Below are 372 nucleotides of genomic sequence, written 5' to 3' on the forward strand. Positions count from 1 at the left end.
GACTTGGAATTGACCGCGCTCATCTCGTCGTATTCGTTCTCGCTGATCTCGGTGATGGGTTTCTTCAGCACCTTGCCGACGGTGTTGATGGCGATGTCCGGCTTGCCCACCGCGGCGATGGCGTCGGCGAACAGCTTTTCCATGGCCGCGGCGCTGGTGAGATCGCCCTGCAGCGCTACCGCCTTGGCTCCGGCTGCCTGCAGCGCGGCGACGGTGGCGTCGGCATCGGCCTTGCTCGCGGCGCTGTTGTAGTGGATGGTGATCGCCTTCGCGCCGTGGGCGGCGAGATCACGGGCGATCAGCCCGCCCAGGTTCTTGGCGCCGCCGGTGATGAGGACGGTCTTGCCTTTGATGGAGTGGTCGACCATGGGG

1 protein-coding gene is annotated in these 372 nt (G+C 65.6%); it reads right to left on the reverse strand.

Going from position 1 to position 372, the window contains the following annotated elements; all coding sequences use genetic code 11:
* The coding region (locus ACLJNW_RS23555; protein WP_410961133.1) for an SDR family NAD(P)-dependent oxidoreductase at positions 1–368 on the reverse strand (368 nt) is incomplete at its 3' end.
* Between the last annotated feature and the right edge of the window lie 4 nt (positions 369–372).

The sequence above is a fragment of the Salmonella sp. SAL4457 genome, from assembly GCF_046548235.1.
In the GTDB taxonomy this organism is placed as follows: domain Bacteria; phylum Pseudomonadota; class Gammaproteobacteria; order Enterobacterales; family Enterobacteriaceae; genus Salmonella; species Salmonella enterica.